The sequence below is a fragment of the Streptomyces actinomycinicus genome (assembly GCF_016741775.1).
Taxonomy (GTDB): domain Bacteria; phylum Actinomycetota; class Actinomycetes; order Streptomycetales; family Streptomycetaceae; genus Streptomyces; species Streptomyces actinomycinicus.
The window spans coordinates 157,116-183,463 of the sequence record NZ_JAERRK010000007.1 but is presented as its reverse complement, the minus strand read 5'-3'; the positions used below and the strand labels follow the sequence as shown (position 1 = coordinate 183,463).

Genomic DNA, 26,348 nt, shown 5'->3' with positions numbered 1-26,348 from the left:
ATGCTGTCGGAATGGAACGCATGGGGGGCGGTAGTTCGCCGACGGCCGTGGCCTCGGTGTCCGCAAGCATCCAGTGCTCGCCGGTCAGCGAGTGCGGAATCGGCACGGTTGCCTTGACGGTGCCGAGGCGGTCGGCCGTTTCCGGGCCTCACGCGGAGGAACGGTTGTGAGGCTCCGCATCCATTTCAGTCGTCACGGCCTCCCGCGGCGCGAGCGCCCACAGCGCCCAGAGCGCCCGCAGCGCCCACAGCGCCCACAGCGCCCAGAGCGCCCAGAGCGCCCGCAGCGCCCGCAGTGGCCGCCGTGCGCGTGCCCACGGCCGCGACGCCCGGAATGACGGCCGCAGGGGCGCGACCAGCAGCAAACCACCCCGTATCCCGCCGAACCGGAGGAACCCATGGACGGCGACGACACCCACTCCTATGTGGTCGTACTCAACGACGAGGAGCAGTACTCGATCTGGCCCGCCGACCGCGACCTGCCCCTCGGCTGGAGCAGCGGCGGTGTCAGCGGTTCCAAGGCGGAATGCCTGGCCCACATCAACGAGGCCTGGACGGACATGCGTCCGCTGAGTCTGCGCCGGGCCGCGCAGGAATCCGTTTCAGCCACCCACTCTCAGCAGTGAAGGATGACGTGCGAGATGGTGCTCAATGAATTCCACGCCCGGGTGGCCGAGGCACCCGATGCGGTCGCGGTGCAGGACGGTGACCTGAGGCTGACCTACCGAAGCCTTGCCGCGCACGCGTCCGCTCTGGCGGCCGAACTCACCGAGCGGGGGGTGGGCCAGGACAGCGTCGTGGCCGTCTACGCCGACCGGTCGGCGGAACTGGTCGTCGGCGAACTGGCCGTCCTGCTGGCGGGCGCGGCCTACCTGCCGCTGGACCCGGCCCACCCGGCCGCGCGGATCCGCCAACTGCTGGAGGCCTCCGGCGCCGTCGCGGTCCTCAGCACCGCGCCGCTGGTGTCCGGCGGGGCACCGCTGGGCGACGACGTCCTGCTGGTCGACCTGACCAAGGAACCGTCCCAGGTGACCGCCTTGGCACCGCCTGGCCCGAACGGCGACGCACTGGCCTACGTCATCTACACATCGGGTTCCACCGGCCGGCCCAAGGGCGTCGCGGTGACCCACGCGAGCCTGGCCAATCTGATGCGCTGGCACCACAAGACCTACCGTACGCGGCGCCAGGACCGCTCGACCCTGCTGGCCAGTCCCGGTTTCGACGTGTCCGTGCAGGACATCTGGTTCACCCTGACCGCCGGCGCCACACTGGTGGTGCCGCCCGCCGAGGTGCGCACCTCGCCGTCCGCGCTCACCGCCTGGCTGGCCGACGAGCAGATCACTGTGACCTTCCTGCCCACTCCGCTGGCCGAGGTCGTCCTCGACGAGACCTGGCCCCCGCACACGGTGCTCCGGTACCTGCACACCGGCGGCTCGGCGATGCAGCGGGGCGTGCCCGACGGGCTGCCGTTCACCGTGATCAACCTTTACGGGCCGACCGAAGGCACGGTGAAGGTGACGGCCGGCGAGGTCCTGCCCGGGGGCCCCGTGCCGCCGCCGATCGGCGTGCCCGTCGACGGCGTGCGCTGCTACGTGCTCGACGGGTTCGACCCGGTGCCCGACGGCGAGGCCGGCGAGCTGTGCCTGGCCGGCGCGTGCGTGGCGCGCGGATACCTGCACGACCCGGCGAGCACCGCGGCGGCGTTCGTGCCCGACATCGGTGCCCCCGGACAGCGCATGTACCGCACCGGCGACAAGGTCCGCCGCCGTCCCGACGGGGTCTTCGAGTACATCGGCCGCTACGACGACCAGGCCAAGATCCGCGGGTTCCGGATCGAACCCGGCGAGGTGGCCACTGTCCTCAAGCAGCACCCCGGTGTCCGGGACGCCTTCGTGGCGGTCGAACACTCCGGCCGCCCGGATGCGCGCCTGGTCGGTTATGTGGTCACCAGCGTCCCCACGGCCGAGTTGGTCGAGTTCGTCGCGGCCCGGCTGCCCAGCTACATGGTGCCGGCGGCGGTCGTCGTGCTGCCCGCGCTGCCGCTGACCCCCAACGGCAAGGTCGACCGCGCCGCATTGCCCGCCCCCGACCGCACAGCGGCAGGCCTGGCCGACACCGCCGTCCCGCCCCGCACCGCGACCGAGGCGGCACTGGCGAGGATCGTGGCCGGGCTGCTCGGCGGCACGGCAGTCGGCGTTCACGACGACTTCTTCGCCCTCGGCGGGAACTCGCTGCTCGTCGCTGGGCTCGCGGCCCGTATCACCGCGGAGTTGCACGCCGTGGTGAGCGTGCCCGAGCTGTTCGGCGCGCCCACCGTCGCAGCCCTCGCGGCGATCATCGACCAGCGGGCCGCCGCGACCGAAGGCAACGGCCCCGAGCCCGCCGCCCAGGCGATCGCCCCGACCGCACCGCCGGTGCGCCGAGCCGACCGGAACAGGCCGATCCCGCTGTCCCTGCCGCAGGAGAGGGTCTGGTTCTTCGAACAGCTCTCGCCCGGCAACCTGGCCTACAACTTCCAGGCCACGGTGTCCCTGCAGGGTGACGTGGACGTCGACGCCCTGCGCGCGACGCTCGACGAGATCGTCCGCCGCCACGAGGTCCTGCGCACCGCCTTCGTATCCGTCGGCGGAGTCGGCTACCAGCGCCCGCTCGCGCAGGCCAAGGCGTCGCTGCAGGTGCTCGACGTCCCGGCCGAACAGGCCGACGAGGTCGTCGCCGCACAATTGCGCGAGCCGTTCGACCTGACCAAGCCGCCCCTGGCCCGATGGGTACTGCTGCGCCACGGAAACGGGCACAACACCTTCCTCCACGTGGAACACCACTTCGTCCACGACGGCTGGTCGCTCTCGGTGTTCCTGTCCGAGTTCCGAGCCCTCTACCCGGCCTTCGTCGCCGGACAACCGTCACCGCTGCCCGAACTCCCCGTCCAGTACGCGGACTACGCCATCTGGCAGCGGGACTGGATGCGCGGTGAAGTGCTGCGCACGCACGTCGACCACTGGACCGCCCGCCTGGCCGGCGCCCCGGACACGCTGGAACTGCCCGCCGACCGGCCGCGGCCGCCGGTGATGACCTTCCGTGGCCGGGCGCCGCGGATCCGGATCCCCGCCGAACTGGCCCGGCAGCTGCGCGCCTTCAGCCGCGAGAACCGGGTGTCGCTCTTCTCCACCATGTACGCCGGCTTCGCCGCACTGCTGTACCGCTACACCGGACAGCAGGACATGCTCGTCGGGACCGGTGCGGCGAACCGGAACGTGCCCGAGCTGGAACCGCTGCTCGGCATGCTCGTCAACACACTGGTCATGCGCACCAAGGTGTCGGCCGACCAGCCGTTCAGCGACTTGCTGGCGCAGGTGCGCCAGAGCGTCGCCGAGACACTGGCCTGGTCGGACACCCCCGTCGACGCGGTGATCGACGCGATCGACCCGGCCCGCGACCCCTCGCGCACCCCGCTGTTCCAGGTCATGTTCAGCTTCCACGACTCCGCAGTGCCCGACATCGACTTCGGCGGGCTCACCGGCAGGGTCACCGAACGCTCGAACAACTCGGCCAAGGCCGACCTCAACGTGATCGTGATCCCGCGGGCCGAACAGCGCCTCGGCAGAGCGCCCCGCCCCGAGGACGACGACCTCGCCATGATCTGGGAGCACTCGGCCGACCTGTTCGACGAAACCACCATGGAGCGGATGGTCACGCACTACCTGACCCTCCTCGCCGACGCGGTGGCCCGGCCGCAGGCACGCGTGGGCACCCTGCGCCTGCTCCCCGACGCGGAAGCGGACCAGCTCGACCGCTGGGCCCACGGGCCCTCCGCGGCCGACACCCAGCCGGTGACCGAGCTGATCGCACGGCAGGTGCAGACGCGACCGGACGCCACCGCGGTGCGCTGGCCCGAGGGGCAGCTCAGCTACGGACAGCTGTGGCAGCGCGCCGGCGCACTGGCCCACCGCCTCCGCGAGTCCGGCACCACCGCCGAGGAACCGGTGGCGGTGTACGCCGATCGCTCCCCCGAGCTGGTCGTCGGCGAACTCGCGGTGCTCATGGCCGGCGGATGCTACCTGCCCGTGGACCCGAGCTACCCGGCCGAGCGAATCGCCTTCATCCTGCAGGACGCCGGCGCACGCCGGATCCTCACCACGCCCCGTACACGGCTGCAGCTGCCGGCCTCCGCGCAGAGCCTGCACGTCTTCGACCTGGACGCCGACACCACCGACGAGCCGGTCCACGCGGACCAACTCACCCCCGAGCGGCTGGCCTACCTCATCTACACCTCGGGATCCACCGGCCGGCCCAAGGGCGTCGCACTGGAACACCGGGGGCTCGCGAACCTGGTCGCCTGGCACATAGCCGAGTACGCGCTCGATCCGGCGGACCGCACCACACTGTTCGCCAGCCCCGGATTCGACGCGTCCACGTGGGAGATCTGGCCCACTCTCGCGGCAGGCGCCACCCTCCACGTCGTCCCGCCGCAACTGCGGGCCGCCCCGGCGGAACTGGTGCGCTGGCTCGGCGACGAGAAGATCACCGCAGCATTCCTGCCCACCCCGCTCGCCGCAGCCGTACTGACCGAACCGTGGCCGGCCGACACCGCACTGCGCAAGCTGCTGACCGGCGGCGACGTGCTGCCGGCAGCGCCCCCCGAGGGCCTGCCGTTCCAGCTGTTCAACCACTACGGACCGACGGAGAACACCGTGGTGGCGACAGCGGGCCTCGTCCCACCGGACCCGGCAGGACTGCGCCCGCCCATCGGCAGGCCGATCAGCGGGGTCGACGCCCACGTGCTGGACGCCGAAGGACAGCCCGTGCCCACCGGTGTCCGCGGCGAGCTGTACCTCGGCGGCACGGCAGTGGCCCGCGGCTACGTCAACCGCCCCGAACTCACCCGAGAGAGCTTCCTCGCCGACTCGTTCGCCGCCCAACCCGGCGCACGCCTGTACCGCACAGGCGACCTGGTCCGCTGGCGCCCCGACGGCCAGCTGGAATTCCTCGGCCGCGCGGACGAACAGGTGAAGATCCGGGGCTTCCGGATCGAGCCCGGAGAAGTGGCGGCAACACTCATGGAGCACCCGGACGTCCGGGACGCCGTCGTCGTCGCCCGCGCGTTCGCGGCCGGAGCCGAAGCCTCGCTCACGGCATACGCCTGCACCGACGGGCCCAGCGGAACCACCCCCGAGGAGAAGCTGCTGGCTTTCCTCCAGGACCGGCTGCCCGCGTACATGGTCCCGGACGGGATCGTGCTGCTCCCCGCCCTGCCGCTCACCGAACACGGCAAGGTGGACCACGACGCGCTGGCCGCCCTGACACCGAACACCCCGGCCGAACCCCAGGCAGAGCAGGCACCGCGGACACCGACGGAAGAACGCGTCGCCCGGCTCGCCTCGGCGCTGCTCCACGACCAGCCGGTGGGGCGCGCGGACGACTTCTTCCGCGCCGGCGGCCACTCCCTGCTGGCGGCCCGGCTGGTGGCCCAGGTCAATGAGGCCTTCGGCGTCGAGGTCCCGATCTCCACGTTCCTCCAGCGACCCACCGTGGCGAGCCTGGCGGACGCCGTGACCGCCGCCACGACAGGAGCCAGAACAGGCCCCGCCCCGATCACGCCGCGCAACCGCCGCACCGCCGTGCGGCCGCCCTCCGAGTCCGACCGGCCCAGTGACGAGAAAGGCGAGTCGCTCCTGCGCGACGCACAGGAAACCGAGGTGCAACAGTGAGCGGAGCCATCGAACCGGAAGCCGGGGAAGAGAACAATTCGGCTCCGCTGTCGTACGCACAACAGCGACTGTGGTTCCTCGACCAGCTGCAGCCGGGCAGCTCGGTCTACAACGTCCCGCTCGGCTACGACATCACCGGGCCACTGCACCGCACCGCGCTCGAACAAGCGCTGACCGAAATCGTGCGGCGCCACGAGATCCTGCGAACCGCCTTCCGCTCCACCGGCGGGACCCCCCACCAGGTCGTCCTGCCGCCCGCCCCCGTGTCCATACCCGTCATCGACCTGACCGCACCCGGCCGGACACCGGAAGAGGCGTCGCGGCTCGCGGACGAGGAAGCCGGCGCCCCCTTCGACCTGGTGGCCGGCCGGGTCATCCGCGCCCGCCTGCTGCGCCTGGGTGAGCAGCAGCACCGGCTGCTGCTCACCGTGCACCACCTCGCCTGCGACGCCGCATCGGTCGGCACACTCGGCAGGGAACTCGAAGTCCACTACCGGGCCGCCCTGACCGGCCAGGAACACCGCGAGCCCGACCTGCCCATGCAGTACGCCGACTTCGCCGAGTGGCAGCAGAGCACGCTGGCCGGACCCGAGCTGGACCGGCTGCTGGCGTACTGGACGGAGCGGCTGGCCGGGATGCCCACCCAGCATCTGCCCACCGACCACACCCGCCCGCTGGTGCAGAGCTACCGTGGCGCCGCGCTCACCTTCGAGCTGCCGCCCGCATCGGTCCAGCGCCTCGAAGAGCTGGGCAGGACCGAAGGCGTCACGCTCTACAGCGTCCTGCTCGCCGCTTTCGCGGTACTCCTACGGGCGCACGCCGGCCAGGACGAAGTCGTCGTCGGCACCCCGGTCTCCGGTCGGGAACGGCCCGAACTGGCCCGCCTCATCGGATTCTTCACCAACACCCTGGTGCTCCGCTGCGACCTCGCCTCCGGCCCGACGTTCCGTGAGCTGATCCAGCGACTGTGGGCGGAAGTCAAGGGAGCGCTCGCCCACCAGGACCTACCGTTCGAGAAACTCGTCGAAGAGCTGCACCCCGACCGCGACCTCGCCCAGAACCCGCTGTTCCAGGTGCTGTTCAGCTACCGGTACGAAGAGGAAGGAACGGGGCTGCGCCTGGACGGCTGCCAGGTGCAGCCGGTGCTGGGCGACACCGGCGCGTCGAGGTTCGACCTCACACTGAGCCTCACGCGGACCCCGGCCGGCGTGACCGGCCGGCTGGAGTACAGCACGGACCTGTTCGAAGCCACGACCGCCCAGCGGATCGCCGAACGGTACGTCACCGTCATCACCGCCGCCGCGCACGCCCCGGACCGCCCCGTCGACGAACTGGCGGTGCTGCCGGCGGACGAGCTGGCCACCCTGACCGACTGGCAGACCGGCACCCAGGCCGAGACCCCCGACGCCCTGGTGCACCAACTGCTCGCGCAGCGAGTGGCCGCGACACCCGACGCGGTCGCCGTGGTCGCGGCTGACGCCACCTTGACCTACCGCGAACTCGACAAGCTCGCGGACCGGCTCGCCGGCCAGCTGCGCCGACTCGGCGTGGCACCGGACGAGCCGGTAGGCGTCCACCTCGGCCGTACATCCCTGCTGATGGTCACCCTGCTGGGGATCCTCAAAGCGGGCGCGGCATACCTCCCGCTGGATCCCGACTACCCGCGCGACCGACTGGCGTTCATGGTCGGCGACGCCGGCGTACGACTGGTCGTCGCGGACTCCGGCTCCGCCGCAGCCGCCGGCCGCCTCGGCGCCGCCCACGTCGTGGTCCCCGACCTGGCCGGAACACCGGACAGCCGGCCCGACAACCAGCCCCCGGCGATCACCGCCGACAACCTGGCGTACGTGATCTACACGTCCGGATCCACCGGACAGCCCAAGGGCGTCATGGTCACCCACCGCAACGTGGCCAACCTCTTCGCCGGCATGAACGACGTCTTCGGCGCCGACGAGCCCAGCACCTGGCTCGCGGTGACCAGCGTCTCCTTCGACATCTCCGTGGTCGAGCTGCTGTGGGCGCTGACACACGGCCACCGGATCGTGCTGCGCCGTGAACCGCCCCTGCCGTCGGCCCCGGCCGCCGCGCAGCCGGACGCGGTGGCCCTGGCCCGCGCCCGCCACATCGACTTCAGCCTGCTATACTTCGGCAGCGACTCCGAAGCCAGCTCCGACGACCGCTACCGACTGCTGCTCGACGGCGCGAAGTTCGCCGACCGCAACGGCTTCACGGCCGTGTGGACCCCCGAACGCCACTTCCACCAGTTCGGCGGACTGTACCCGAACCCCTCGGTGATGGCGGCGGCCGTCGCCGCGGTCACCGAGCGGGTCCAGGTGCGTGCGGGCAGCGTGGTCCTGCCGTTGCACGACCCGCTGCGGGTGGCCGAGGAATGGTCCGCCGTGGACAACATCTCGGCCGGCCGGGTCGGCATCTCCCTCGCATCCGGCTGGCACGCCAACGACTTCACGCTCGCACCGGACCGGTACGACAAGCGCAAGCAGCTGATGATGGAAGGCCTCGCCGAGGTCCGGAGGCTGTGGCGCGGCGAGAAGGTGCCGCGGCGCAACGGCGTCGGCGCCGAGGTCGAGGTCGGCGTCTACCCCCGGCCCGTCCAGCCAGAGCTGCCGGTGTGGCTGACCAGCGCCAAGCACCCGGAAACCTTCCGGATGGCGGGCGAGGCCGGCACCGGGGTGCTCACCCATCTCCTCGGGCACAGCCTGGAGGAACTGGCCGAGAAGATCGCGCTGTACCGCAAGACCTGGCGCGAGCACGGGCACGGACCCGGGGACGGCCACGTGGTGGTCATGGTCCACACGTTCGTCGGTCCCGACATCGACGAGGTGCGCGAGCTGGTACGGGAACCGATGAGCCGGTACCTGGAGACCTCCTTCGACCTGATCGCCTCGCTCGGCACCACCACCGGAAGCGCCGAGGACTTCAAGGCGCTGCCCCCAGAGGAACTGCGGGAACTTGTCGACCGGGCATTCGACCGGTTCTTCGCCACCGCCAGCCTGCTCGGCACACCGCAGGTCTGCGCCGACATGGTGGACAGGATGAAGGCCGCCGGCGTCGACGAGGTCGCCTGCCTGATCGACTTCGGAGTCGAGGAGAAGGCGGCACTCGACGCCCTGACCCACCTGACCACCGTCCGGGAGATCACCGAGGAGCGCAGGAACGCCGCGCTGGCAACGGCCGAGGAACCGATCGCCGAACAACTGCGCGAGCACGCGGTCACGCACCTGCAGTGCACGCCCTCGCTGGCCCGCGCCCTGCTGGCCGACCAGGACACGCGCACCCAACTGCCCCGGCTCGCCCGGCTGCTGGTGGGCGGCGAAGCGCTCCCCGCCGACCTGGCCCGCGAACTCGCCGACACCGTCGCAGGCACGGTCCACAACATGTACGGGCCGACCGAGGCCGCGGTCTGGGCGACGACGTCCCAGATCCCGCCCGACGGCGGCCCGGTGACCATCGGGCGGCCGCTGGCGAACGTACGGGCCTACGTGGTCGATCGCGACACGCGGCTGTGCCCGACGGGCGTACCCGGAGAACTGCTGCTCGGCGGGGACGGCGTGGTCCGCGGCTACCTCAACCGCACCGAGGCGACCGCCGAACGCTTCCAGCCCGACCCGTTCGCCGGCCGGCCCGGCGCACGCGTCTACCGAACGGGCGACCTGGCCCGCTGGACGCCCGGCGGCGCACTCGAATTCCTCGGCCGACTCGACGACCAGGTCAAGCTGCACGGCCACCGGATCGAACTCGGCGAGATCGAGTCGGCGCTCGCCGAACACGCGGGCGTCCGCTCGGCAGCCGCCGTCATCCGGGGCACCGGCGCGGAACAACGGATCACCGGCTACTACGTTCCGGCGACCGACCGGCCCACGAACGGCACCGAACTGCGCGCCTTCCTCGCGACACGGCTGCCCGGCTACATGCTGCCCAGCGCCCTCCACCCCATCGATGCGATGCCGCTGACCCCGAACAAGAAGGTCGACCGCAGGGCGCTGCCCGACCTGTCGGACCCACGGCCCGAGGGCACGACCGCGTACGCCCCGCCGACGAACGCGACCGAACGGCTGGTCACCGACGTGTGGCGGGAGGTACTCGGCGTGGACCGGGTGGGCCTTGACGACAGCTTCTTCGCCCTCGGCGGGAACTCACTGCTCGTGGTCGTCGCCAGGGCGCGCCTCCTCGAACACCGTGACAGCGGACTGTCGTTGGTGGACATGTTCCGCTACCCGTCCGCACGCGCACTCGCCGAGGCCATCGACCGCAAGCCGGCCGAAGGACCCGACGAGGCGGTCAGCGCGGGCGCCGCACGGGGCGCCGCCCGCCGCGTCGCCGGACGGGCCGCCGCACGCCGAGCGGGCAGGACGGGGGCGTGACCGTGCCAGCGAACTTTTCGACACGGCATCGAGCCGAGGGGGGCCTTGGGTGAGTACCGGGACAGAAGACGGAATGGAGCCGATCGCGGTCGTCGGGCTCGCCGGACGGCTGCCGGGAGCCCCCACCATCGAGGCGTTCTGGCGCAACCAGCGAGACGGCGTCGAATCGGTCTCCAGGTTCAGCACCCAGCAACTGACCGAAGCCGGGTGGCCGAAGGAGATGGTCGAACACCGCGACTACGTGCCCGCCGCCGCGGTCATCGAGGACGCCGACCACTTCGACGCCGAATTCTTCGGATACACCGAGGAACAGGCGCGGATCAGCGACCCACAGCAGCGGATCTTCGCCGAATGCGTCTGGCACGCGCTGGAGGACACCGGACACGACCCGTCGCGGTTCGACGGCGCCGTGGGCGTCTACGCCGGCTGCTTCGCCAACAAGTACCTGCCACTGAACCTCCTGGCGAACGCGCGGTTCCGCGGATCGCTGTCGGCCTTCTCCGCACGCCCCTACAACGACAAGGACTTCCTCGCGACCAGGGCGGCATACCTGTGCGACCTCCGCGGCCCCGCGATGACCGTGCAATCGGCATGCTCCACGTCGCTCGTCGCCATCCACCTCGCCTGCCAGGCACTGCTGAGCCGCGAGTGCGACATGGCACTGGCAGGAGGGGTGGCACTGCCCGTCCCGCTGATCGGCGGCTACCCCGTCGTCGCAGGCGGCATCTTCGCGCGTGACGGCCACTGCCGCCCCTTCGACGCCGCCTCCAGCGGAACCGTCCCCGGATACGGCGTCACGGTTGTGGCACTGCGCAGGCTCAGCGACGCACTCGCCGACAACGACCACATCCGCGCACTCGTCCTTGGCAGCGCGGTCAACAACGACGGCTCGGCGAAATTCGGATTCAACGCGCCGAGCATGCAGGCACAGGCCGAGGTGATCGCCACCGCACAGGCCGTCGCCGGCGTGGAGCCGGAAAGCATCGGCTACATCGAAGCACACGGCACGGGCACCCCGCTCGGCGACCCGATCGAGCTGGCCGGCCTCACCAAGGCCTTCAACACCACAGAACGCGGGTTCTGCGCGATCGGCTCGACGAAGGCCAACATCGGCCACCTGGACGCGGCCGCAGGAGCGGCGGGCTTCGCCAGGGCGGTCCTGGCCCTCGAACACGGGGAGATCCCGCCGAGCATCAACTTCGACGCGCCCAACCCGGCCCTGTTGCTGGACCGTACACCGTTCTACGTCCCGACCACCGCCCGCCCCTGGCCACGCGGCGCGACGCCGCGACGCGCCGGAGTCAGCGCCTTCGCAGTCGGCGGTACCAACGCCCACCTGGTACTCCAGGAAGCACCGGCACCGCGGGCCGCCGAGCCGCACGCACGCGACCGGCAACTCCTCGTGCTGTCCGCACGCAACGGAAAGGCCCTTGCGGACGCCGCGAGAAATCTCGCCGACCGCCTGGACCGCCAGGACGACCTCGACCTCGCCGACGTCGCCCACACCCTGCAGGTCGGCCGCCGCGAATTCCCGCTCCGCCGGCACCTGGTGTGCCGCGACCGGGCCGAGGCGACGGCCGCCCTCCGGGCACTGGCACAGCCCGGCACCGTGGACACCGCCGACGACGTGAAAGCCCGCCAGGTGGTCTTCATGTTCCCCGGCAGCGCCTCCCACCGGCCGGACGCCGCCACGGCGGTCTACCGCAGCGAACCGGTCTTCGCCCAGGAAGTGGACCGCTGCGCCGAACTGGCACGGCCACTGCTCGGCCACGACCTGCGCGCGCTGCTCTTCCCATCCATCTGGGACGGCCCGCAGACAGGGCACGACGACCCGCGCGGCGTGCCGACCGCGGCCTTCAGCCTGCAGTGGGCCCTCGCACGGCTATGGCAGTCGTGGGGAGTACACCCCGCCGCGATGATCGGCGAAGGCGACGGCGAGTACGTGGCAGCCTGCCTGGCCGGCGTGATCGGCCTGGCGGACGCCATCGACATCACGGCCGCCGGCGCCGAGGCCCGCTCCCGTGCCGGGACGGGCGGGGTACCCGACGCATCCGAGTTCGCCGCCGCGGTGGCACGCCACGAACTCAAACCGCCGCAGGTGCCGTACATCTCCGCCGTGACCGGAACCTGGATCACCCCCCAGGACGCCGGGGAGCCTGCCCACTGGGCCCGTCACCTGCGCGAACCGGCCCCCTTCGCCGAGGGCCTGCGGGAACTGGCCGGCGAGGACGGCAGGATCCTGCTGGAGGTGGGGCCGGACAGCACACTGACCGAAACCGTCGCCCGGCAGGGGACGGCGAAGCGGCTGACGGCGCTTGCGTCGCTGACACCCGCGCGCGGGAGCCGATCCGGCCTCGCCGCCCTGCTCGACACCGTCGGCAAACTCTGGCAGGCCACCGTCGCCATCGACTGGGACGCCTTCCGCGGCACATCGCGACCGCGGCGAGTGTCCCTGCCGGGCTACCCGTTCCAGCGCAGCCGCTACTGGATCGGCCCCGACACCGGCAGTTACGAACCACTGGGTCTGGAGGAGGCCTCATGGACGAGCCACTCATTGCCATAGTAGGCGCGGGCGTCATGGGCACCGGAATCTCGACGCTCGCCGTCGGACACGGACTGCCCGTTGTACTGGTGGACATCGACGAAGGCGTGCTGGACCGCGCCGCCGCCGCATCCGCCAACGGCCTGCGGCACGCACAGCTGACGGGCGCGCTGCCGGCCGGACGCACTCCGGCGAAGCTGCGCACCACACTCTCGCTGAACGACGTCGCGGACGCCGCGGTGGTCATCGAGGCAGTCACCGAACTGCCCGACAGCAAAGCGGAAGTCCTCGCCGAGGTATCGGCACTGGTCCGCCCCGGAACGCCCCTGGTCTCCAACACCTCCGGCATTCCCATCGACGAAATGGCCGCGTGGGTGAAGACCCCGGGCGACCTCATCGGAACGCACTTCATGAACCCCGCCTACCTGATCTCGATGGTGGAGGTGGTCCGCGGCCCACAGACCACGGACAACACCGTCGAGTCGGTGATCTCGCTGCTGACCCGGATGGGCCGGCGCGCGGTCGTGGTCCGTGACGCCCCCGGGTTCGTGACCAGCCGGCTCCTGCACCCGATGATCAACGACGCCGCACAGGTGGTCAGCGCCGGCACCGCCACCGTCGAGGACGTGGACACCCTGATGCAGGGCTGCCTCGGCCATCCGACGGGTCCACTGCGCACCGCGGACCTGATCGGCATCGACAACCTCGTCGACGCTCTGGAGGCGCTGTACGCCCGGACCGGTGACGAGCGATGCCGTCCCAGCGAACTCCTTCTCGAGAAAGTCCGGCGAGGCGAACTCGGCCGCAAGAGCGGCCGCGGCTTCTACAACTACAGTGAGGCACAGGCATGACACCGGAACAGCAGACCGAAAAGGCGCCCTTCGACATGGACGCCGTCGTCGACGAGATCACCAGGTTCGTGGCCGAGCAGACCCGGACCAGTCCCGAGGCGGACCAGGACCTCTTCACCACCGGGCTCGCCAACTCCATGTTCGCCATGCAACTGGTCGTGTTCCTGGAGCAGTCCTACTCCGTGACGGTCGCCGGACCGGACTTGCAGCTGTCCAACTTCCGCACGGTCAAGAGCATGGCCGCGCTCGTCGGCCGGCTCCAGGCAGAGTCTGCCGCCGGCAGCGATGTCTGACGCACTCTCCCCGGGGGACGCGGACATCTGGCGTTTCGTCGGGGACAACGCCGGCGCATGGGACATCGCCGGCGAGATCCCGCGAACCGTCCTGAGCGAACTCGGCGCCGCCGGCCTGCTCTGCGCCGAAGTGGGGAAACGGTACGGCGGACTCGGCCTGGGCAGCCAGGAGAGCGGGACGCTCACCGCCCACGCGGGCAGCCTGTGCAGCTCTGTGCGCAGTGTGATGACCTCGCAGGGCATGGCGGCGTGGACCGTGCAACGCCTCGGCACCCGTGACCAGCGGGCCGTGTTCCTGCCGCAACTGACCAGCGGCCGGCTCGCGGCCGTCGCCTTCAGCGAGCCGGACGCCGGCAGCGACCTCGGCGCGATGACCACCCAGCTGCGCTTCGCCGGTGACACGGTGATCGTGGACGGCAGCAAGACGTGGATCACCGCCGCGGCCTATGCCGACCTGATCGTCGTCATCGGAAAGGCGGGCGACGACGCGGCAGCGGTCGTCGTGCCCACCAACGCCGAGGGCGTCAGCATCGAAAAGGTCCCGCACCCGATCGGCTGCCGTGCGGCGGGCCACGCGCGGGTGCGGCTGGACGGCGTACGCCTGCCGGCCGCCAACGTACTCGGCGGCACCGGACTGTCGCTGCCGTTCCTGGTGACGACCGCCCTGGCCTACGGCCGGATGTCGGTGGCATGGGGCTGCGTCGGCATCCTGCGCGGCTGCCTCGGCGCGGTGACCGAACACGCCAGATCGCGGCACCAGTTCGGCAGACCGATCGCGGAGCACCAGCTGGTCTCCCGCAGGATCGCCGAACTCTACGCCGCCGAGCGGGTCGCCACCGCGGTGTGCCGGCAAGCCGGCGAGCGCTGGGAGTCGGGTTCGCCGGACCTCGTGATCGCCACCGTCCTCGCCAAGCACGTCAGCGCGACCCAGGCCGTGCACGGGAGCGCGTCGGCCGTGCAGATCATGGCCTCGGCGGGCGCATCGGACGGCCACGTGGTCGCCCGCGCGTACCGGGACGCGAAGCTGATGGAGATCATCGAGGGCAGCAGCGAGATATGCCAGCTCGAACTCGCCAGACACGCCCTGGCGACTGCGAACGGCACAGTGCGGCAGGAGGAGGCGCAGTGAGCGGAACATTGCCACCGGACGAACCGATCGCCACCGTCAAATGTGTCGTCTGGGACCTGGACAACACGCTGTGGAAAGGCACCCTCCTCGAGGGCGACGACGTGGCCGTCGACGAGCAGGTCCACGAGACCATCGTGGGCCTCGACGCCCGCGGCATCCTGCAGGCCGTCGCCAGCAAGAACGACCACGGCCCCGCCTGGCAGCGTCTCGAAGTCCTCGGCATCGCCGAGTACTTCGTGCTCGCCAAGATCGGGTGGGGGCCGAAGTCGGCGTCGGTACGGGAGATCGCCGACGAACTGAAGTTCGCCCACCACACGATCGCCTTCGTCGACGACCAGCCGGCCGAACGCGCCGAGGTGGCGTTCCACCTGCCGCAGGTGCGCTGCTACCCGGCCGAGTCGGCGCCCCGGCTGCTGACGCTGCCCGAGTTCACCCCGGCAACGGTGACCGTCGACTCGCGCCGCCGCCGCGAGATGTACCAGGCGAACGCGCGGCGCCAGGCCGAGCAGGAGTCGTTCGGCGGCCCGTCGGAGGAGTTCCTGCGCTCGCTGGACCTCGCGATGGAGATCAGCCGAGCCACCGACGACGACCTGTCCCGGATGGAAGAGCTGACACTGCGCACCAGCCAGATGAACGCGACCGGTGTCCACTACTCCGACGCCGACCTGCGCGCGCTGCTGGACGACGCACGCCACGAGGTCCTCGCGGTGACGATGAGCGACCGCTTCGGGTCCCACGGCGCGGTCGGTGTCGCGCTCGTGGAGACCGGTCCGGCGGTGTGGCACCTGAAGCTCCTGGCCACCTCGTGCCGGGTCGTCTCGTTCGGCGCCGGCGCCACCGTGCTGAACTGGCTGGTCAACGAGGCGGCAACGGCCGGCGCCCATCTGGTCGCGGACTTCCGGCCGACCGCACGCAACCGGGTCATGGAAGTCGCCTACCGGTTCGCCGGGTTCAACGACGAGCTGTGCGCATGCCTTGCCGAACTGCCCCCGCCGGACGGCGGGCAGACGCAACGACTGCACATCACGCCGACACCGAGACCGGCCCCCTGCACGATGCGTCTCACCACCGTCCCCTTGGCCACGACCTGACACGTCGTTCCCGCCGAGCCCACACGCTCGCCGTCCCTCGTCCGCGAGGGGCGGCGAGCGATCGCGTTGCGTCACCGATGCCCGCGCCGCGGCTCACCGCCTGGCGACGCAGGGGAACGGCAGTGGGATCCCGTCACCCGGAATCCTCCGGTTGTGGTCCTCGACGCGCAGGAGTCCTCCGACGGTGCGTCGGAGGACTCCTGCGCTCGTAGGTCCCGTGGCTGTCGGGCCAGGACCCGGTACGTCACCTCTTCCGGGCGAGTGTGATCCCGTCGGCCATCGTGAGCATCGAGACATCCACGCGAGGATCGTCGCGCAGCGACGCGTTGAGCGCGCGGACCGCGGCGGTGTCCGGGTCATGGCTGTCCGGGTCGACCACTCGGCCGAAGAAGAGCGTGTTGTCTATGACTATCAGCCCTTCCGGCCGCGCGAGGCGGAGCGCGGCCTCGTAGTACGTCCCGTAGTTGGCCTTGTCCGCGTCGATGAACACGAGGTCGAAACTGTCGCCGCCCTGCTCGTCCGCGAGGGCGGCGAGCGTCCGTGTCGCATCACCGATGCGAACGTCGATGCGTTCGGCGACCCCGGCGCGCTGCCAGAACTCGGCGCCGATCGCCGGCCACCGCCCATCGAGGTCGAGGGTGACCACCGTGCCGTCCGGTGGCAGCGCACGCGCCATGCACAGCGTGCTGTAGCCGGTGAAAGTGCCGATCTCCAGCACCGATCTGGCACCGGACAGGCCGACGAGGAGCGCCAGCAGCTGGCCCTCCTCGGCCATGACCTGCATGGCCGAGCCGCCCGGCAACCCGGCGGTCTGCTGCCGGAGTTCAGCCAGGATCGGATCCTCCCGCAGGGACACGGCGCGGACGTACTCGCGGATCTCCGGTGTTGCCACGATCTGGTCTGCCATGCCGGCGCTCACCGCCGCCTGGCGATGCAGGAGAACGACAGCGGGATCGGGTCGCCCGGGATCCGCCAGTTGTGGTCTCCGTCCGGCACCATCAACGGGAGCCGCTGCCGCGCGTCGTAGGGAACCTCGCGGATGCGCTCGATGGTCAGGCCGGCGTCTATGAGCGCGTTCACGACCTCCTCCACGCTCCACCTCCAGCCGTACAGGCTGTGCTTCTCCACCTCGACCTCGTCGGCGATCCGGTCGGCGTAGCTCTTGGACATCTCGTGGTGCACCTGCCGGGACTGGAACAGCGAGCGGGCCACCCGCAGTTCCCCGCCGACGTCGCTGAAGAGGGTGAGCATCGGGTGGATCTCCACGACCGTGAGAGTGCCGCCCGGCTTGACGTACTGTGCCGCCACCTTGGCCCAGCCGGGGATGTCGGGCAGGAACGAGAGGGTGCCGTATCCGGTGAACACCATGTCGAACTCGCCGTCGAGCGCCTTCGGTAAGTCGTAGATGTTCGCCTGGACGAAACTCGCGTCGAGGTCGAGCTCCTCGGCCAGCTCGCGAGCGATGTCGATCGCCTCGTCCGAGATGTCGGTGCCGGTGACCTGCGCGCCCATGCGGGCGAGCGAGAGCGAGTTGACGCCGATGTGGCACTGGAGTTCCAGCAGGGACCGGCCGCGGACGTCGCCCAGCTCCTCCTGTTCCAGCTTGCGCAGCATGTTGTGCCCCTGCTTGAACCTTTCGAGGTCGTAGTACGAGGACTGCATGTGCGCCCGTGCTCGCAGGTTGAAGCCTTGTCGGTTGGCCGAGATTTTGTCGAGGTCGCTCATGGAGGTCATCGCTGATTCCCTTCGGCGTGGATGGGCGATTGCGGACGGTCGCCGATGACGAGCGGGGCCAGATCGCGGCGGCCGGTCACCCCGAGCTTCTGGTAGGCGCGGCCCAGGTGGTTGTCGACGGTCCGGGCGGACAGTCCCAGCCGGTGTCCGATGGCGGGGCTGGTGAATCCGTTGGCGGCCAGCAGCGCGACGTCCCGCTCGCGGCTGGTGAGATCGACCAGCGGGGCGGTGAGCTGTAACAGCGGGGTTGTCGCGGTCGGGCACGCGATCGTGCTGGGGGGCGTGGATGTGTGCCGTAGTGCGGCCGCGGCGGTGGCGGTCTCCGCGGCGAGCAGGTCCATTCCGAGTTCGTTGAACTTCGCCGTGGCGACGTCCAAGCCTCCGGGATCGGAGCGGGCCAACGCGGCCGCGGCGCCGGCCATGGCCGGCACGACCGGCCCCGGCACCAGGTTGGCGAGCGCGGCGAGGCGATGCCGTACGGCGTTGGGACTGCCGAGACGGGCCACGTCGTAGCTCGCCGTTGCTTCGACGGCGTCCTGGCCCAGGGCCATGGCGGCGTCGGCCGCGGAGAGTGCCTGCCTGGCGGCGAGAGTGGTGTTTCCGTCGGCCGCCGTGGTCCACGCCTGGCTCAGGGTCGACCACGGGACGAACAGGCGGCTCCGGGGTGCCCGGTCGGTGAGGTGCCGGGGCTGTTGCGTGCCGGCCTGATCGCCGAACACGGCGAGTTCGGCCAGACGCGGCGCCAGCGCGAGACGCGGGTTGCCGCCGTTGAACAGGAGTGAAGCGGTCTCCGCGTCGGCGATGGCGGTGGCCACGTCGGCGACCTGGCCGCGCGGCGCGAGCCAGCCCTCGGCCACCGCGATGTTCCCGGCGGCCACCTCGTCCCGGTACCCGTTCTCGGCTGTCCGGTACGAGCCCGGCATCTGGCCGGCCATCAGCAACGCGAAGCAGTGCGCGTAGCCGATCTCGGCGAACCATGGCCGGCCCGGGTCGGGCCGGTCAACGGCCGCCGATGCCTTGTCGAACCAGCCGGCCGGGCTGGCCGCGACGACCACGGTGGTCACCGCCGGCCGGATCGCCCCGTCGGGCACGTGCCGGTCGCGCGGCCCTTTCTCGCGTGCGGACGGTGCCGCGGGGGCACAGCCGTCCAGTAGCAGCAGGCCGGCCCAGTGCGCATCGGCCACCGGGGTGCTGACGCCCGGCTTCCGGTGCGCGGCCTCGGCGTTGGCCGCTGCCCAGTAGGGGATGGCCGCCGCGGTCACTGCCCAGTGGGTGCAGCGCTTCGTCGGGGCGTTGCCCGGTGGCTGGTGGGGCGGCGGATCGGCCACCGTGACGGAACTTAATCGGTGTTCGGCCGATTCGTTCGCCGGAGCCGTGCCGACGGCGCTGTTGCTGACGATCACGACGCCGGCTCGCGCCGCCGGCCTTTCCTTGGCAATTGACTGCACAACAATTAACCCCCCTGTGTGTTAAAACGACCCTTCGTGCTGAGCCCACTGTCCGGAACTGGACAGTGCGTGAGTGGATGAAGTCCCGCCCGCCCGGTTGTCCAGGCGAGACGATGTGACGTCATTATTCGTGGCGGCGTCCTGAATCGCTCTCTCTAGATCTGCACCCTCGCCGCCCTTGGGGGCGCCGGGCTCGGGAGGCCCGAGCTGCAACTGTTATTCGCGGATTCCCTGCGGTGCCGCCGGGAATTTCCCCCGGTCCCGGGTTGAACGATCGTGGTCCACGGGACACGTCCTAGACGGGGATCGCCTTTTCGACGGGGGTCCTGCCGCCGACCACCACATAGATGCGGCCGGCGGTGTCGGGCCGGTCGATGAGCGCCACGAGTACGGCGGCGACGTCTTCCCTGGCGACTTGGTCGAACCTGGCGTGCTGCGGCGCGACCCTGTTCCCGGCGGTGAGTTCGACGGTGCCGTCGCCGTCTCCGTCGGTGAGCACACCGGGCCTGAGTACCGTCCAGTCGAGCTTGGTCCGGGCGAAGATGTGCTGTTCGGCGGCGTGCTTGGCCCGCAGGTAGACGGAGTACCCCTCACCGATGCCGCGCTCGTCGGCACAGCCCACGTTGATGGAGCTGACGTGCAGGAACCGTCGTACACCGGCCTGTTCCGCCGCGTCCATGACAAGGACGACAGCGGCCCGGTCCATCCTGTCCCGGCGTGCGGCGGTGGCACTGTTGCCCGAGCCGGCCGAGAAGACGACAGCGTCCGCGCCGACCAGGGCCGCGGCCACCTCGTCCACCGTCGCGCGCTCGAGATCGAGCACGACGGCCTCCCCGCCCGCCTTCTTGATGTCGTCGACGTGGTGGGGGTTGCGCACGATGCCCACGACGGAGTCGCCGCGTTCGGAGAGGCGCCGAGTCAACCGCAGGGCGATCTTACCGTGGCCGCCGGCGATGACAATCTTCATTCCATACCCTTTTTCCGGAATCGGTACTTCGGGTTTCCCCGGATTCGGTGCCGCAGGCGTGCAGAGCTGCCCCGCCAAGCCTGCGCCGTGCTGAATGAGCAATGCCGGCGACTTGCCCGGCCAGTTCATTGACGTGCAATTTCCGACAAGTAACTGATGCCATCGTCCTGCCAGCCGCCATGGCGGTCCCAGGGGGCGTCACTTGAATGGCTAATGAGTCAAGCATCGGTCGCACCTATTGGTCAATCGCGTCTCCGTCGCTTTCCTGGGGGCCGGGGTCGACCTGGGGCCGGGCGGCGAGTGACCACAAGTAGCTCAGCGGCTCGCCATCGGGTTCGTCGGGGTACTCGGCGATCAGTTCCTCGATCCGGCGGTGGAGCGACTTCACGGACTCGGGCCCCAACCGCAGTACGCCCCGCTTGGCGCCACGACCGGAGTCCTTGCCCGCAGCTATCAGTTCGGTGCGGTGGGCGCCGAGCACGGCCAGGTCGACCTGCTGGGCGAGGCCGGAATCGTCAGGCGTGATGATCAGGCCCCGGGTGCGCGCGGTCGCGCGATAGGGCCGTTGCAGTGCGCCGTGCTCGCCGGTGCAAACCGGTTCGGCGACCAGGAAGTTGGTCTTCACCAGGGCGCGGACGTGACGCAAGGTGGTCGCGGGAGCGAGGTCGAGTTCGACCGACAGCTCCTTGTTGGTGAACGCACGCTCCAGGCACAGCCGCAGGATGCGCCAACGGACGGGGTGCCCAAGCGCTTTGAGGTCTTCGATCGTCGCTTCCACATCCGGGACTGTACCTTGCCAAAGCCAGTGTTGGTTTGCTTGACTGCCATCGATTTCATTCTGTGCAATCGGTTGGAGGGTCTGTGATCAAGCAGCTCCGGGACTGGGTTGGTGCCCAGGACCTGGATGGTGAGCTGGCGGACTGGATCTCCCGGCCGAGCGTGAGCCGGACCGGCGAGGGCATGGCCGAGGCCGCGGCCCACGGTCTTCGGCTGTTACGTGCGTCGGGCCTGCAGGCGCGTGAAGTCGAGACCGGTGGCTGGCCCGCGCTGGTGGGGACGGCGGACGGGCCCGGGCCGCACGTGCTGATCTACGGTCACTACGACGTGCAACCGGCCGGGCCGCTGGAGCTGTGGACGACGCCGCCGTTCGTGCCGTCGATCCGTGACGGTCGGATGTACGGGCGTGGCACGGGCGACAACAAGGGGCAGCATCTCGCGCAACTGCTGGGGTTACGTGCCCTGCGGGACCTGACCGGCGGATTACCCTGCCGCGTCACGGTGTTGCTCGACGGCGAGGAGGAGATCGGCAGCCCCAACCTGGCCGCGGCCGTACGCCAGGTCGATCAGCCTGACCTGGTGATCTGGAGCGACGGGCCCGTGCACGACTCGGGCCGGGCGTGCGTGGTCCTCGGCGTACGCGGAATCCTGATGTTCGAACTGCGCGCGCGAGGCGCGAACCGGCCGTTGCACTCGGGCAACTGGGGCGGAGTCGCGCCGAATCCGGCGTGGGCGTTGGTGCAGCTGCTGGCCACCATGCGGTCGGCGGACGGCACCGTGACCGTGCCCGGCTTCGCCGACGACGTCCCGCCGCTGACCGACGGTCAGCGTGCCGCGCTGGAGGACCTTCCGGTGGACGTGCCGGGAACGCTCGAAGCGATCGGGGCGGCCGGCATGGAGCCGCCGGCAGGGCTGGGATTCCACCACCGCCTGGCCATGCCCACGCTGACCGTGAACTCGCTGAGCTGCGAGGATTCCGGCGACCACCGCGCGGTGATCCCTGATGTCGCCGTTGCCCGATGCGAGGCCCGGTTGGTCGGCGGTCAGACACCTGACCAGGTCGCCGACGCCATCCGTCGGCACGTCGCGAGGTACGCCCCCGATGTCGAGTTCGTGCCGGGCGCGGCGATGGCACCGTCCACCACCCTGCCCGAGACCCCTTATACGGCGACGATCCTCCAAGCGGTCGAGGACGTGCTCGGGCCACGGCCGCTGCTGGTTCCCTCACTCGGCGGAAGCCTGCCGATGGCCGTGCTCAGCGACGGGCTCTCATGCCCCTGTTACGGCGTGCCGTTCGCCAACACCGACGAGGCCAACCACGCAGCCGACGAGAACCTCGACCTCGACCGGTTCCGCCACGGAATCGTCGCCGCGGCAACGATCCAGCTCGCGCTGGCGGCCCACGCATGACCGTCTGGGGCGCTTGGCCCACGAAGGAGGGCTTCGCATACGTCAGCGACGAGTCCGGCCGGCCGCAGCCGTGGTTCCAGACCTGGGCGGGGGAGCGGCGGATGTTCCCGATCGACGGCGCGGTCACCCGGCTGGCGTGGCGGCCCGACGAAACGCGGCTCCTGATCGTGGCGGACGTGACCGGCGGCCAGGACTACCGGCTGGCCGAACTCGATCCGGTCACCGGCGAGGTGGAGTGGATAGCGGCCGAACCCGGTGTCAGGCGCGAGATAGGCGTGCCGTATTCGAGCGGGAGCCAACCGTACAGCCCGGACGGCCGCCTGCTCGCGTACGCGACCAGCGCGCGCGACGTCACTTGCCTCGACGTCTATGTAAGGGACCTGACGACCGGTGCGTCCAGGATGGTCATGGAGGGCGACGACCGGTACGTGCCGATATGTTTCTCACCGGACTCCAGGTACCTGCTCGTCCTGAAATTCCATCAGAACACCGACCAGGACCTGTTCGCCTGTGATCTCGAGACCGGCCGCACCCGGCACCTCACCCCGCACGAGGGCCCGGCGAAGTACCAGCCGGGCGGGTGGAACGAGGACGGGATCTACCTGTGCACCACCGAGGGCCGTGACTTCCTCGGTGTCGCCCTGCTCGTGCCCGGCCGGCCGTTGGAGTGGATCGCCACGCCGGATGCCGACGTGGAGAACGTGATCGTGGGTCCGCAGGTCGTCTGGGCCGTACCCCAGGACCAGCGCACGATGCTGTGCACACCGCAGACCGCAGTGGAACTGCCCGGGTTCGCATCCCAGCCGTTCGGTTACGACGGCTTCGTGCCGCGGTTCGCCGGAGACCGTCTGCTCGTACAGGTCGGAGCCAGCGACCGGGCGACCGAGTTCTTCCTGACGGACCTGTCGTCCGGCGAGTCGCTCCGGCTCACCGACTTCAGCGACGGGCTGCCGGACGACCTCGTCGTGCCGGAAACGGTCTGGTTCACCGGAGCGGACGGGCTGGAGATATCCGGGCTGCTGTACCGCCCGCGTTCGCCCGCCGGCCCCGTCCCCGCGGTGCTGACCATCCACGGCGGTCCGGAGTGGGCCGCGCTGCCGGTCTACGACCCGCTGATCCAGCGGTTGGTGCGAGCTGGAAACGCCGTGCTGGCGCCGAACGTACGCGGGTCGACCGGACGGGGGCTGACCTACCAGCGCCTGATCTACCGGGACTGGGGAGGCGGCGACCTGGCCGACTTCGAAGCCGCCGCACGGTTTCTGCGAAGCCTGGACTGGGTGGACGGCGACCGGCTCGGTGTCCACGGGATGTCCTACGGCGGGTTCGCGGCCCTCAGCTGCCTGACGAGGCTGCCGCGCCACTGGCGGGCCGGTGCCGTGATCTGCGGGCCGGCAGACCTCGAGATGGACGTCCGGGCCCTGCCGCCGACGTGGAGCCGGCGGGTCGTGGAGTGGATCGGCGACGTCGACGACCCGGAGGACCTGGCGAGGCTGAGGGCGGCGAGTCCGCTGACCCATGCGGCGGACATCCGCGCGCCGCTGCTGCTGGCACATGCGGAAGGCGACACCACGGTCGTCATCAGCGGCACCGAGCAGCTGTACGAGACGCTGACCGAACTGGGCAAGACCGTGCGGTTCATCCGCCTCTCCCGCGGTCATCTTCCGGACGACCGAGAGGAACGGGACGATCTCGACGCCGCTGTCGTGCAGTGGTTCCGCGATCACCTCCAACCCTGCTCGAACGGTGCGAAAACCGCTACCGAACACCCATAGCCAGAACGTGCGAACCGCAGCGGAGGCTCCGTTCCCACCGGAGCGGCGGAGCCACGAGAGCCGGTCTCCCCGCTTCTCGGCTGCGCCGAGCCGACGCCGTCGTCGACGGATTCCAGCCGCGGGAGAAGTGCTGCGCAGGGGCAACACACCGGCGCATTCCGAACCGAGCGCCGGGGTGACTGGCGGGGCCACACCCTGTACCGAAAACGATTGAGAGGGCACGCATTCATGAAAACATCCGTCGCCGGTGCCTGCGGGCGTGGGAAGACCACGCTCGGCACCGCGCCGTCCCGGCTCACCGGGCGTCCGCGCACCCACGGGTCCGCCGATGCGTGCCCCGCCGGGTTCGGCGGGCCGCTCGGTCGACGACCGCACCACCCCGGACCAGCCGGCCGGTGACCCGTACACCCCTGTGGGCACAGTCAAGCGCGGCGCCGCCGAAGGGGCCGGAACGTCGGCCTCCTCGGTATTCGAATCCGTCACGAGCGCGGACACCGCGCCCGGCGCGCACAACCGAATCGGTTTCTCGGTCCGCCCTACAGAAGGCATACCCATGAAACGCGGCACAAGCATCGAACCAGCCACCTCTGGCACCACTCCGACCGGCAGGAGCACGACCGCCCAGGCGCTGTCGATCGCCACCGGCCCGTCCTACCGCCCTGCGTTACCGACCAGCTCGAAAAACCCAGAAGGGACGGCATGAAATGCCCCCTGCAGTCGCCGGCGCCGAGGCGCCACCCCGCCGACGCCTCGGCTTGATCCTGGCACTGCTGGCTTTTGCCCAGTGCATCTACGCCCTCGACTACAGCATCGTTTTCGTGGCGCTGCCCGAGATCCGCACCGGCATCGGCTTCTCCGCCCAGACCCTCCAATGGGTCGTCAGCGCCTACGCCGTCGCCTTCGGCGGCTTCCTGCTGCTCGGCGGCCGTGCGGCAGACCTGTTCGGACGCCGCCGGATGTTCATCTTCGGCCTGTTCCTGTACGCGGTCTCCTCGCTTGCCGGAGGGCTCGCGGGCGACCCGACGACCTTGATCATCGCGCGTGCGGTGCAGGGGATCGGCGGCGCCTTCCTCGCCCCCTCCACCCTCTCGCTGGTCACCACGACCTTCGCCGAAGGCCCCGAGCGCAACCGCGCACTGGCGATCTGGGGCGGTGCCGGTGGTAGCGGCATGATCCTCGGTTCGCTGCTCGGCGGCGTACTGACGGGCGCGTTCGGCTGGGAATCGATCTTCTTCGCCAACGTCCCGCTCGCCGGTGGCGCCATGCTGCTCGCGTTCGCCGTCATCCCGAAGGACACCGACCAGCAAGCCGCCGGGCGCAAGTTCGACCTGCCTGGTGCGCTGACCGCCACCGTCGGTTCGACGCTGCTGGTGTTCACCCTCGTCCAGGGACCGGTGTCGGGCTGGACTTCGCCGACGATCCTGATCACCGCGGCCATCGCGGTGGCCGTGCTCGCCGCGTTCATCGTCATCGAGGGCCGTGGCCGTGATCCGCTGTTGCCGCTTCGCCTGTTCCGTAACCGCAACCTGAGCACCGGTACCGTCGTCACCTTCATCTTCATGGGGACGTTCGGCGCGCTGCCCTACTTCTACACCCTCTACTTCCAGACCGTGCACGGCTATTCCGCGACCAAGAGCGGTATCGCCTTCCTCCTGCCGTGCGTAGGGGTACTCATCGGCAACCTGTCCGGCGGGAAGCTGGCCACCCGCTTCGGGGTGCGTGCCACGCTGATCGGTGCGCTCCTCATGGGTGTCGCCGGTACCGTGGCCTTCGCCTTTTCCGTCTCGCCGACCGGTTCGTACCTGGAGCTGGTGCCAGGTGTGCTCATCCTCAGCCTCGGTCAGGGCACCGTGTTCACCGCGATGTACGCGGCGGCGACCACCGGGGTGGCGGCAGAGGAGCAGGGCATCGCCTCGGGTGTCGCCTCGACCGGCCAGCAGGTCGGTGCCGCGGTCGGCCTCGCCGTTCTGGTGGCGGTCGCCAACTCCGGTCACGAAGGGCTGACCGGTGAGGCGCTGCGCGTCGCCACCGCCGACGGTGTGCGCTCCGCCATGTGGGCCACCGTGGTCGGCATCGTGCTGATCGTGCTGGTCACGCTGAACTTCAGGCGAAATGCGGCGGCTCCGGCTGCCGAGGAGTCCGAGAGGCAGGACGGCGTGACGTCCGCCGTCTGACCTTCTGGCATGAACAAGTAAAAGATGATTCCACTTCCGTGTTCACCGTGCACGGGTGGAATCATCTTTTT

General features: G+C 70.4%; 16 protein-coding genes. 11 read left to right on the top strand and 5 right to left on the bottom strand.

Annotated elements, in window-relative coordinates; all coding sequences use genetic code 11:
- Positions 1-397 precede the first annotated feature (397 nt).
- The 8 genes from JK359_RS16705 to JK359_RS16670 all read left to right on the top strand — a co-directional run bounded on the left by JK359_RS16705 (position 398) and on the right by JK359_RS16670 (position 15,995).
- Positions 398-625 (top strand): MbtH family protein, encoded by a 228-nt coding sequence (locus tag JK359_RS16705; protein ID WP_201836297.1) that lies wholly within the window; start codon positions 398-400, stop codon positions 623-625.
- A gap of 15 nt (positions 626-640) precedes the next feature.
- Entirely contained in the window at positions 641-5,707 is a 5,067-nt protein-coding gene (locus JK359_RS16700; protein ID WP_201836290.1) for a non-ribosomal peptide synthetase, read from the top strand.
- Complete coding sequence (locus JK359_RS16695; RefSeq protein WP_201836289.1) at positions 5,704-10,089, top strand: MupA/Atu3671 family FMN-dependent luciferase-like monooxygenase; 4,386 nt, start codon at positions 5,704-5,706, stop codon at positions 10,087-10,089. The genes JK359_RS16700 and JK359_RS16695 overlap by 4 nt, the downstream gene beginning before the upstream one ends.
- 73 nt (positions 10,090-10,162) lie before the next feature.
- Positions 10,163-12,652: a type I polyketide synthase gene (locus JK359_RS16690; protein WP_201836288.1), complete on the top strand. Its 2,490-nt coding sequence runs from the start codon at positions 10,163-10,165 to the stop codon at positions 12,650-12,652.
- Positions 12,628-13,482 (top strand): 3-hydroxyacyl-CoA dehydrogenase family protein, encoded by an 855-nt coding sequence (locus tag JK359_RS16685; RefSeq protein ID WP_201836287.1) that lies wholly within the window; start codon positions 12,628-12,630, stop codon positions 13,480-13,482. The genes JK359_RS16690 and JK359_RS16685 overlap by 25 nt, the downstream gene beginning before the upstream one ends.
- Entirely contained in the window at positions 13,479-13,775 is a 297-nt protein-coding gene (locus tag JK359_RS16680; protein WP_236677961.1) for an acyl carrier protein, read from the top strand. Before JK359_RS16685 ends, JK359_RS16680 begins: the two co-directional genes overlap by 4 nt.
- Positions 13,768-14,904 carry an acyl-CoA dehydrogenase family protein gene (locus tag JK359_RS16675; RefSeq protein ID WP_201836286.1) on the top strand — a complete coding sequence of 379 codons (1,137 nt, stop codon included), beginning with the start codon at positions 13,768-13,770 and terminating at the stop codon, positions 14,902-14,904. The genes JK359_RS16680 and JK359_RS16675 overlap by 8 nt, the downstream gene beginning before the upstream one ends.
- Complete coding sequence (locus tag JK359_RS16670) at positions 14,901-15,995, top strand: HAD-IIIC family phosphatase (RefSeq protein ID WP_307788131.1); 1,095 nt, start codon at positions 14,901-14,903, stop codon at positions 15,993-15,995. Before JK359_RS16675 ends, JK359_RS16670 begins: the two co-directional genes overlap by 4 nt.
- A gap of 244 nt (positions 15,996-16,239) precedes the next feature.
- Here JK359_RS16670 and JK359_RS16665 read toward each other — a convergent pair whose 3' ends face one another.
- The 5 genes from JK359_RS16665 to JK359_RS16645 form a co-directional block, all read right to left on the bottom strand.
- Positions 16,240-16,902 (bottom strand): O-methyltransferase, encoded by a 663-nt coding sequence (locus tag JK359_RS16665; protein ID WP_201836283.1) that lies wholly within the window; start codon positions 16,900-16,902, stop codon positions 16,240-16,242.
- Positions 16,903-16,910: 8 nt separating this feature from the next.
- Positions 16,911-17,729 (bottom strand): class I SAM-dependent methyltransferase, encoded by an 819-nt coding sequence (locus JK359_RS16660; RefSeq protein WP_201836281.1) that lies wholly within the window; start codon positions 17,727-17,729, stop codon positions 16,911-16,913.
- Positions 17,726-19,132 carry a helix-turn-helix domain-containing protein gene (locus JK359_RS40155; RefSeq protein WP_201836279.1) on the bottom strand — a complete coding sequence of 469 codons (1,407 nt, stop codon included), beginning with the start codon at positions 19,130-19,132 and terminating at the stop codon, positions 17,726-17,728. Before JK359_RS40155 ends, JK359_RS16660 begins: the two co-directional genes overlap by 4 nt.
- A gap of 340 nt (positions 19,133-19,472) precedes the next feature.
- Complete coding sequence (locus tag JK359_RS16650; RefSeq protein ID WP_201836277.1) at positions 19,473-20,144, bottom strand: SDR family oxidoreductase; 672 nt, start codon at positions 20,142-20,144, stop codon at positions 19,473-19,475.
- Between the two features lie 235 nt (positions 20,145-20,379).
- On the bottom strand, positions 20,380-20,922 hold the full coding sequence (locus JK359_RS16645; RefSeq protein ID WP_307788129.1) for a winged helix-turn-helix domain-containing protein: 543 nt from the start codon (positions 20,920-20,922) through the stop codon (positions 20,380-20,382).
- Positions 20,923-21,104: 182 nt separating this feature from the next.
- On the opposite strand from JK359_RS16645, the gene JK359_RS16640 reads away from it, so the two are divergent.
- The 3 genes from JK359_RS16640 (at position 21,105) to JK359_RS16630 (ending at position 26,277) form a co-directional block, all read left to right on the top strand.
- Positions 21,105-22,331 carry a M20/M25/M40 family metallo-hydrolase gene (locus JK359_RS16640; protein ID WP_201836275.1) on the top strand — a complete coding sequence of 409 codons (1,227 nt, stop codon included), beginning with the start codon at positions 21,105-21,107 and terminating at the stop codon, positions 22,329-22,331.
- On the top strand, positions 22,328-24,103 hold the full coding sequence (locus tag JK359_RS16635) for a S9 family peptidase (RefSeq protein ID WP_201836274.1): 1,776 nt from the start codon (positions 22,328-22,330) through the stop codon (positions 24,101-24,103). Before JK359_RS16640 ends, JK359_RS16635 begins: the two co-directional genes overlap by 4 nt.
- 704 nt (positions 24,104-24,807) lie before the next feature.
- The gene (locus JK359_RS16630; RefSeq protein WP_201836273.1) at positions 24,808-26,277 is read left to right on the top strand and encodes an MFS transporter; all 1,470 of its coding nucleotides are present in this window, start codon (positions 24,808-24,810) and stop codon (positions 26,275-26,277) included.
- Positions 26,278-26,348 lie beyond the last annotated feature (71 nt).

Bases quoted from the DNA above. Each gene is read 5' to 3' on its own strand.
- JK359_RS16685 (WP_201836287.1), top strand. From the start codon at position 12,628: ATGGACGAGCCACTCATTGCCATAGTAGGCGCGGGCGTCATGGGCACC.
- JK359_RS16705 (WP_201836297.1), top strand. From the start codon at position 398: ATGGACGGCGACGACACCCACTCCTATGTGGTCGTACTCAACGACGAG.
- JK359_RS16680 (WP_236677961.1), top strand. From the start codon at position 13,479: ATGACACCGGAACAGCAGACCGAAAAGGCGCCCTTCGACATGGACGCC.
- JK359_RS16640 (WP_201836275.1), top strand. From the start codon at position 21,105: ATGGCCGAGGCCGCGGCCCACGGTCTTCGGCTGTTACGTGCGTCGGGC.
- JK359_RS16675 (WP_201836286.1), top strand. From the start codon at position 13,768: ATGTCTGACGCACTCTCCCCGGGGGACGCGGACATCTGGCGTTTCGTC.
- JK359_RS16650 (WP_201836277.1), bottom strand. From the start codon at position 20,144: ATGAAGATTGTCATCGCCGGCGGCCACGGTAAGATCGCCCTGCGGTTG.
- JK359_RS16665 (WP_201836283.1), bottom strand. From the start codon at position 16,902: ATGGCAGACCAGATCGTGGCAACACCGGAGATCCGCGAGTACGTCCGC.
- JK359_RS16660 (WP_201836281.1), bottom strand. From the start codon at position 17,729: ATGACCTCCATGAGCGACCTCGACAAAATCTCGGCCAACCGACAAGGC.
- JK359_RS16630 (WP_201836273.1), top strand. From the start codon at position 24,808: ATGCCCCCTGCAGTCGCCGGCGCCGAGGCGCCACCCCGCCGACGCCTC.
- JK359_RS16690 (WP_201836288.1), top strand. From the start codon at position 10,163: ATGGAGCCGATCGCGGTCGTCGGGCTCGCCGGACGGCTGCCGGGAGCC.
- JK359_RS16700 (WP_201836290.1), top strand. From the start codon at position 641: ATGGTGCTCAATGAATTCCACGCCCGGGTGGCCGAGGCACCCGATGCG.
- JK359_RS16635 (WP_201836274.1), top strand. From the start codon at position 22,328: ATGACCGTCTGGGGCGCTTGGCCCACGAAGGAGGGCTTCGCATACGTC.